At 69.6% G+C, this 6910-nt stretch carries 7 protein-coding genes; 3 read left to right on the forward strand and 4 right to left on the reverse strand.

The features are described from left to right. The 3 genes from ACIOGX_RS35685 to ACIOGX_RS35695 are packed head-to-tail and all read right to left on the reverse strand — an operon-like array spanning position 1 to position 2095. On the reverse strand, positions 1-798 hold the full coding sequence (locus ACIOGX_RS35685; RefSeq protein ID WP_356518591.1) for an ABC transporter permease: 798 nt from the start codon (positions 796-798) through the stop codon (positions 1-3). Then, positions 795-1727: an ABC transporter ATP-binding protein gene (locus ACIOGX_RS35690; protein WP_356518592.1), complete on the reverse strand. Its 933-nt coding sequence runs from the start codon at positions 1725-1727 to the stop codon at positions 795-797. Before ACIOGX_RS35690 ends, ACIOGX_RS35685 begins: the two co-directional genes overlap by 4 nt. After that, positions 1727-2095 carry a hypothetical protein gene (locus ACIOGX_RS35695; protein ID WP_356518593.1) on the reverse strand — a complete coding sequence of 123 codons (369 nt, stop codon included), beginning with the start codon at positions 2093-2095 and terminating at the stop codon, positions 1727-1729. The genes ACIOGX_RS35690 and ACIOGX_RS35695 overlap by 1 nt, the downstream gene beginning before the upstream one ends. Before the next feature lie 98 nt (positions 2096-2193). Between ACIOGX_RS35695 and ACIOGX_RS35700 the strand changes: the two genes are divergently transcribed. Beyond that, positions 2194-2601: a GntR family transcriptional regulator gene (locus tag ACIOGX_RS35700; RefSeq protein ID WP_356518594.1), complete on the forward strand. Its 408-nt coding sequence runs from the start codon at positions 2194-2196 to the stop codon at positions 2599-2601. A gap of 158 nt (positions 2602-2759) precedes the next feature. Here ACIOGX_RS35700 and ACIOGX_RS35705 read toward each other — a convergent pair whose 3' ends face one another. Next, positions 2760-3785, reverse strand: coding sequence for a winged helix-turn-helix domain-containing protein (locus tag ACIOGX_RS35705; RefSeq protein WP_401762412.1), 1026 nt, complete (start codon positions 3783-3785; stop codon positions 2760-2762). 291 nt (positions 3786-4076) lie between these two features. Between ACIOGX_RS35705 and ACIOGX_RS35710 the strand changes: the two genes are divergently transcribed. Together ACIOGX_RS35710 and ACIOGX_RS35715 are read left to right on the forward strand one after the other, a co-directional pair. Then, positions 4077-5243, forward strand: coding sequence for a DUF1648 domain-containing protein (locus ACIOGX_RS35710; protein WP_401918885.1), 1167 nt, complete (start codon positions 4077-4079; stop codon positions 5241-5243). A gap of 284 nt (positions 5244-5527) precedes the next feature. Further along, positions 5528-6883, forward strand: coding sequence for a serine hydrolase domain-containing protein (locus ACIOGX_RS35715; protein WP_356518597.1), 1356 nt, complete (start codon positions 5528-5530; stop codon positions 6881-6883). The last annotated feature ends 27 nt before the right edge of the window (positions 6884-6910 follow it).

Here is a 6910-nt window from a genome sequence, read left to right on the forward strand (position 1 = left end):
TCAGACCACGTCCCGTCGCATGGGTACCAGTACGGCCACGGCCGCCGCGACGAGAGCGTAACCCGCCAGCAGCAGTCCGCCGCCCACCGGTGACAGCAACGACACCGGACTCGTGGACAGTTCGTCCGCCAGAACATCGGCGAGATAGGTGAAGCTGGTGAGCGAGGCCGTCGCCCCACCGGGCAGCAGCGGGTAGAGCAGATTGACCCCGGGGATCATCATCAGGATCAGCTCACCCATGTAGAGATAGCCGATCACCACCGCGAGAGCCACGATCTGATTGCGGATCAGCGCGCCCATCGCCACCCCGAGCAGGGTGTAGACCGCCATCGTCAGCGCCAGTCTGAGCAGCAGCTCGATCACCGTGCCGGTACCCAGCCCGGGAGTGACCCCGCGCGCCGCGAGCGCCCCGAAGAACCCCACGCCCGCACTGCCGGTCTGCACCAGCCCGTACACCAGGCCGGCCACTCCGAAGGTGACCAGCTTGGCGGTGAGCACCTGCCAGCGCTGCGGGGCGAAGAGGAAGGTGAAGGTGGCCGTACGGTGCCGGTACTCCGACGTCATGGCCAGGGTGCCCAGCGCGGCGGGGACGAAGACCGTGAAGCCCAGCATCCCGAAGACGGACAGGACGCCGTCCTTCGTCTCCAGCCCCGGCATGGGCGGCGAGAAATTCTCGGGTCCGACGGCGGTCAGCAGTCCGACCATGCCACCGCCCAGGACGACGGCGGTCAGCAGCGCCCACAGCCACATGCGCGTGGCCAGCAGCCGGCGGAACTCCGCCTTGATCAACGCGTTCATCGGGCCTCCCCCTCGCTGTCCGCGGTCAGTTCGAAGAACAGCTGCTCCAGACTCGTGTCCTCGGTGAGCAGCTCATGCACCCGCAGCCCCGCGGCGGACGCCAGATCGGCGATCTGCGCGGTCGCGAGCCCATGCACCCGCAGGGCGCCGTCGTGCCCCGTCTCGACGCTCTGCGCGGCCACCCCGTCCGGTGTACCCCGCAGCAGCACCTTCTTGAGCGCCTCGGCGTCGGGGGAGCGGACCAGTACGGTCGACGGCCTGAACCGCTCCATCTCCCGCAGCGGGCCGGCCGCGACCAGCTTGCCGCGCCGGATCATCACGATGTCGTCCACGATCTGCTGGACCTCGCTGAGCACATGGCTCGACACCAGTACGGTGCGGCCCTCGTCGGCGAGTTCACGCAGGAAGCGGCGCAGCCACGCGATGCCCTCGGGATCGAGGCCGTTGCTCGGCTCGTCGAGCAGCAGCACCTGAGGATCGCCCAGCAGCGCGGTCGCGAGGCTGAGCCGCTGCTTCATGCCCGTGGAGAAGGTACGGGTCTTGCGGTGCGCGGCGTGCGCGAGGCCGAGCCGGTCGAGTAACTCCTCGACACGGCCCGCCGGGTGGCCGCCCATGGTGTGATAGATCCGCAGATGGTCGCGTGCCGAGTGATTGGGGTGGAACGCGGAGGCGTCGAGGACCGCCCCGACGATCTCGGAGGGCCGGTGCAGCTCCCCGTACGCCTTGCCGCCGATGGTGGCGGTGCCCGCGGTCGGGGTGACCAGACCGAGGATCATGCGCATGGTCGTGGTCTTGCCGGCCCCGTTGGGGCCGAGGAATCCGGTGATGACGCCCGGCTCCACGGAGAAGCCGAGGCTGTCCACCGCCGTGACCGGCCCGAACCGCTTGGTCAGGCCGGTCACTTCGATCCGGTAGTTCGGTTGGTTCATCAGCTCTTCCCCATACGCTGTCCGAGGTGCTCGGCGAGCTGGTCCGCGTCGTCGAGCGAGAGGACCAGCTCGTCGACCTTCTCACCGTCGGGGGCGCGGTCGAGCAGGATATGCAGACCGGGCCTGCCGCGATAGGCGGCCACGAGCTGACGCGGCCCGACCATGACGCCCCAGAAGCCGATCTTGGCGAACCCCGAGACGACCAGGCCGTTGCGGGTGCCGTGGGCGACGCTCAGCGGACGGTCGACCCGGGTCACCTGGCGCACACTCGCCAGCGGAACGGTCAGTGAGCTGCGGTGGAGCCAGGTCTGCTCCCGCCGGCTGAACTCGACCGTCAGCTCCGCGCCGGAAATTTTCAGCTCTGCCATGAGATCCATCCCTCCCTCTGGGGCCCGCTCCGGGATCCGGTGTGCGGTCCTGCCGTGGCCATCTGTTCTAGTAGTTGTATATCAGATAGAGTGAGCTTGTGCATCTAGTACTCGATCTCGACAGTGAGGTCCCGATCTACCAGCAGATCCGGGACCGGGTGGTGGAAGCCATCGCCGACGGCATGCTGGAGCCCGGCGCGTCCCTGCCCTCCACCAGGCAGTTCGCCGTCGATCTGGCGATCAACTTCCACACCGTGAACAAGGCGTACGACCTGCTGCGCCGCGAGGGCATCATCCGCATCAACCGCAAGAGCGGGGCGGTGGTCCACCCGGACGTGTGGAAGGCGACGGCGGAACTGCGGGTGGGGGTCGACTGGGAGCAGCGGCTGCGCACCCTCCTGGCCGAAGCGATGGTGCGGGGCGTTCCCGAGGAGGAGGTCTTGACGTACGTACGGACGACCCTGGAGGGGTTCGCGAAGCAGGGAGAGGGGGGTGGCGGGGGATGAGGACGCCCTATCGGGGCCGGCGAGTCCAGCGGGTCCGGCGGGTCCGCCAGGCGGAGTGGGTCCGCCGGGCCGAGCGGGTCCGGCAGGCGGAGTGGGGCCTGTGGGTCGAGTGGGGCCGGCGGGCGGAGCGGGGCCTGTGGGATCGGCGGGTCCGCCGGTCAGGTGGGCTCCGGCGGGCCGGGAAGACTCCGGCGGGTCGGCAGAGGCGCGGGGGAACAGGAGGGGCGCGGGGGCGGCCCGAGCGCCGGACCCTTCAGCAGCGCCTCACCCAGCGGTGTGAGCGTGTGGATGGCGTAGTTGCGCGTCCGTGTCGTCGACACCAGCCCGGCGTTGCGCAGCACGCTCGCGTGCTGGCTCGCCGAACCGGCGGACACCCCCACATACTGGGCGAGTTCGGTCGTCGTACGGCTCTCGGTGAGCGCTTGGAGCACCGCGGAGCGCGTGCTCCCGACAAGGGCGGACAGTGACTCTTTCGGCTGGGTGAGGTTCCACAGGGCGGAGGCCATCATGGGGTCGGGATGTACCGGGTAGACCAGGATCGGCGCTCTCTCCGGCGCGGCCTCGTCGAGGAAGAGACGCGGAGGGCCGGACAGGAAGAGCGAGGGCACCAGCAGCAGGCCGGCACCTCGCAGCCGCACGTCGCCCGGCAGCGCCCGGTCGCTCGGGATCGTCAGGACGGGCGGCTGCCACTGGATCCTTCCGTCCACGGCCCGGAACAGCTCGTGCATACCGCCGGTGAACATGAGCCGGCCGCTCGCCTCGCGCTCGCTCTCCAGAAAACTGTGGATCCGGGGCCAGTACGGCTGGATCGCCTCGTCCGCGAACTCGCGGAGAAAGGCCGGAAGATGGATGGAGGATCCCTGGCCGGAGGACGGCTGCGCGGACGGAGCCTGGGCGGTGGGCGCCGCGGTCGCGGGCGCCTGACCGGAGGACGCCTGGCCGGACGGAAGGCCGCTGACGTCGACTCTCACCTTTCCCGACGCCGACAGAGTGATCGACAGCAGACCGGGGGCGGCGGCAAGGCTCTCGGCCAGACCCAGCAGCTGATGGAGGCGCCGGCCCTGCCTGACCTTGACGGCTCTGCGCCATTCGGAGAACGCGTCGTCGGTATTCCGGTGGAGAACCCCCAGCGCGAAAAGCGACTCGGGGACGGGCCCGAGAGGTCTCCGCAGTCGAAAATTCATTACGTCCTTGAAGGTGAAATGAATTCTCTGTGTGTGACCCGCCGGCCCGTCATTTCTGCGTTCGCCTCTCCTCATGCCCGGGTGAACCCCCGTTCGCTCTTTCCTGGAACTCCAGGTCAGTCGTGCACCGTGACACATGGCCATGATGCACGACGGGCACATGGCCGTGCATCGAATACCGATCGGTAATAATTCCGGGACAATTCCCGGGGAAGCCCGCTCGACCTGCGGGTTTCAGTCCTGGCCAAAGGCGCTTGCAAGACAGGCGGCCGATGCGAGAAATTGGATTAGGTGAACACCGTGCTTGTCAGCCTGCTCGTCAATTCCGGGATCCTGCTGGCTCTGGGGGCCGCCCTCTACGCCGCGCCGAGCCCGCTGCTCAACCCCCACGCGGTTCCCTTCGGCGTACGGGTCCCGCCCGACAAGGCGGACGCCCCCGAAGTGAGCGAACAACGCCGCCGCTACCGCGCCCTGTTACTGCCGGCCACCCTCATCGTCACCGTGGCCGCCCTCGCCATCGGCGCCGTACTGGACAGCGTCGCGGTCGGCGGCGTGGCGGCGGTCGTTCTCTGCGCCATCGCCGCCACGCTGTGGCTGAGCGCGCACCGCGCCCTCGCCCGCGCGAAGGAGCGCGGCAACTGGTACGAGAACGTACGGCAGGGCGTGGTCATGGACACCTCCCTGCGCACCGACCCCGTACGGCTCCCCTGGGCCTGGACGATTCCCTCGTTCGTGGTGATCGTCGTGACCGCCGTCGCTGGTGCGATCGTCTACCCGCGGCTGCCCGAGATGCTGGCACTCCCGGAACGCTCCTCGAGCGGAACCGTGTACCGCGAGATCACGACCACCTTCTGGACCGCGTACAGCCTCGTCTTCGCCCAGATCCTGCTGACCGCCGCGGTCATCGGGACAGTCGCCGCCGTACTGCGCGCCCGCGCGGACCTGGATGTCTCACGGCCCCGGAGCAGCGCCGTCCGGCACCGCCGCTACCTCAGCCTGACGGCACGCAGCCTGCTGGGCGTCGCCGCCCTGCTCAACCTCATGCTGCTCGGGCTGTCCGGGATGATGTGGAGCGACAGCCGCTCCGGCGCCGTGCTGACGCTGGTCATCGGCGTACCGACGCTCGCGGCCCTCGCCGTGTCCGTTCCGCTCGTGCGCATGGGCCCAGGAGGCAGCCGACTGGCGCTGGAGAGCGGGGACGGCTCGGGCGGTACGGGCGGCTCCGGCGGCTCCGGCGGCTCGGACGAGGGAACCGGGCTGGTGCCGCGCGACGACGACCGCCACTGGTACGGAGCCGGCACCGTCTACGTCAACGCCGATGATCCCGCCGTCCTCGTGCCCCGGCGCGTGGGCATCGGCTGGACCGTCAACGTCGGCAATCCGCGGTTCCTGATCATCTCCGCGGCGGTGCTCGCGATCGCGGCGGGAGCGACGGTCGTGTCCGTCACCGTGCGATAGCGGGGAGAGCCGTAAGAGCTGGAAGTGCCGGGAGAGCCGGGAGAGTTGAGGGACCTGGAAGGGCCGGGGGACCCGGAAGGGTCGGCATGGCTCGGACAGCTCGGAAACGTACGTGGCGAGGAGGGCCGTCCCGGAGTGCCCGGGGCGGCCCTTTCGGCTGGCACTGAAGGAGTAAAAACCCTCTGACCAGGGGGTTTCCACTGCCGTCGAAGATGATTGCGGAAGCGGGGCCGGAGGGAGAGCCTGGGGACAATGAGACACCGGACAGCGGGGGGAAGCCTTCAGTGGGTACGAGCGGATCACCGGGCCGCGTCGCGGAGATATTCGACGAGCTCGCGCGCGAACATCGTGTTACGGGCGCGCAGTTGGCCCTCTACCGCGACGGCGCCCTGACGGAGCACACGGTCGGAGTCGAATCCGTCCGGACGAAGAACCCGGTGACAGCCGACACCGCCTTCCCCTTCGGCTCCGTGACGAAGTTCTTCACAGCCGGTCTCACCATGCAGTTCGTCTCCGACGGCGACCTCGACCTCGACGAACCGCTCTCCGGACTCGTGCCCGAGCTGAAGAACGCGACCAATCCGCTCATCGGAACCGGCACGGTCCGTCAACTCCTCAGCCACACCGCCGGTCTGGCGGACAGCATCGAGTACGCCGACATGCGCGGCCCCTCGTACCGGCGCTTCGCGACCGTCTGCGGGGAAGAGCCGAACCTCTTCCCGCCCGGCCTCGCGTTCTCGTACTCCAACACCGGGTACTGCCTGCTCGGCTCCGTCATCGAAGCCGTGTCCGGAATGGACTGGTGGACGGCGATGGACAGTTGTCTGCTGCGCCCGCTGGGCATCGAGCCCGCGTTCCTGCACGACCCCAGGCCCGGGGCGGACCAGCCGGTCAGAACCAGGGCCGAGGGGCACGCGATACGCGCGGGCAGCGACGAAGCCGAGCCGGTCGACCATATGACGGCGCTCTCCCTGGCGGCGGCCGGCGGCCTCGCCGGGAGCGCCCGGGACCTGGTCACCACCGCCCGGCTGCACCTCGACGACCGTGGCACCTTCGCCCACCGCCAACTGCTGCCGGAGGACGCGATCCTCCAGATGCGGGAGAGTGTGCCGGACGCCGAACCGTTCGGCCTCGCGGACGCCTGGGGCCTGGGCCTGATGTGCCACAGGAACGGGGACGACGCGTGGTTCGGCCACGACGGAGCGGTGGGCGGCGCCACCTGCAACCTCCGGATCCATCCCGGCAGCAGTACGGCACTCGCCGTGACCACCAACTCCACGGCGGGGCCCAAGCTGTGGGAGGACCTGGTGGGGGAGCTGCGCGCGAACGGGCTCGACCTCGGGCACTACAGCCTGCCGCACCCCGAGGCGCCGCAGGTCGGCGACCTCGCCGACTATCTCGGCAGCTACACGAACGGTGACCTGCTGCTGATGGTTGTCGCCGACGGCGCGGGCGAACTCTTCCTCACCCGCGAGGACTACTCGGACTACCTGCTCACCATCCACGAGGACGACCTCTTCGTCGCCCGGGACCGCGTCCACGACGCCCTGCCGATCATCGGACGGTTCGTCAGGGAGCGGGCGGGCGGACCGGTCGCCGGCCTCCAGTACGGCGGCCGGGCCCTGCGACGCCAGGGCTGAGAGCCGGCGCCAGGCGCCCACGGCGAC

The sequence above is a fragment of the Streptomyces sp. NPDC088147 genome, assembly GCF_044741565.1.
Taxonomy (GTDB): Bacteria; Actinomycetota; Actinomycetes; order Streptomycetales; family Streptomycetaceae; genus Streptomyces.

Excerpts from the sequence above, each read along its gene's own strand:
- ACIOGX_RS35685 (WP_356518591.1), bottom strand. The coding sequence starts at position 798 with ATGAACGCGTTGATCAAGGCGGAGTTCCGCCGGCTGCTGGCCACGCGC.
- ACIOGX_RS35690 (WP_356518592.1), bottom strand. The coding sequence starts at position 1,727 with ATGAACCAACCGAACTACCGGATCGAAGTGACCGGCCTGACCAAGCGG.
- ACIOGX_RS35695 (WP_356518593.1), bottom strand. The coding sequence starts at position 2,095 with ATGGCAGAGCTGAAAATTTCCGGCGCGGAGCTGACGGTCGAGTTCAGC.
- ACIOGX_RS35705 (WP_401762412.1), bottom strand. The coding sequence starts at position 3,785 with ATGAATTTTCGACTGCGGAGACCTCTCGGGCCCGTCCCCGAGTCGCTT.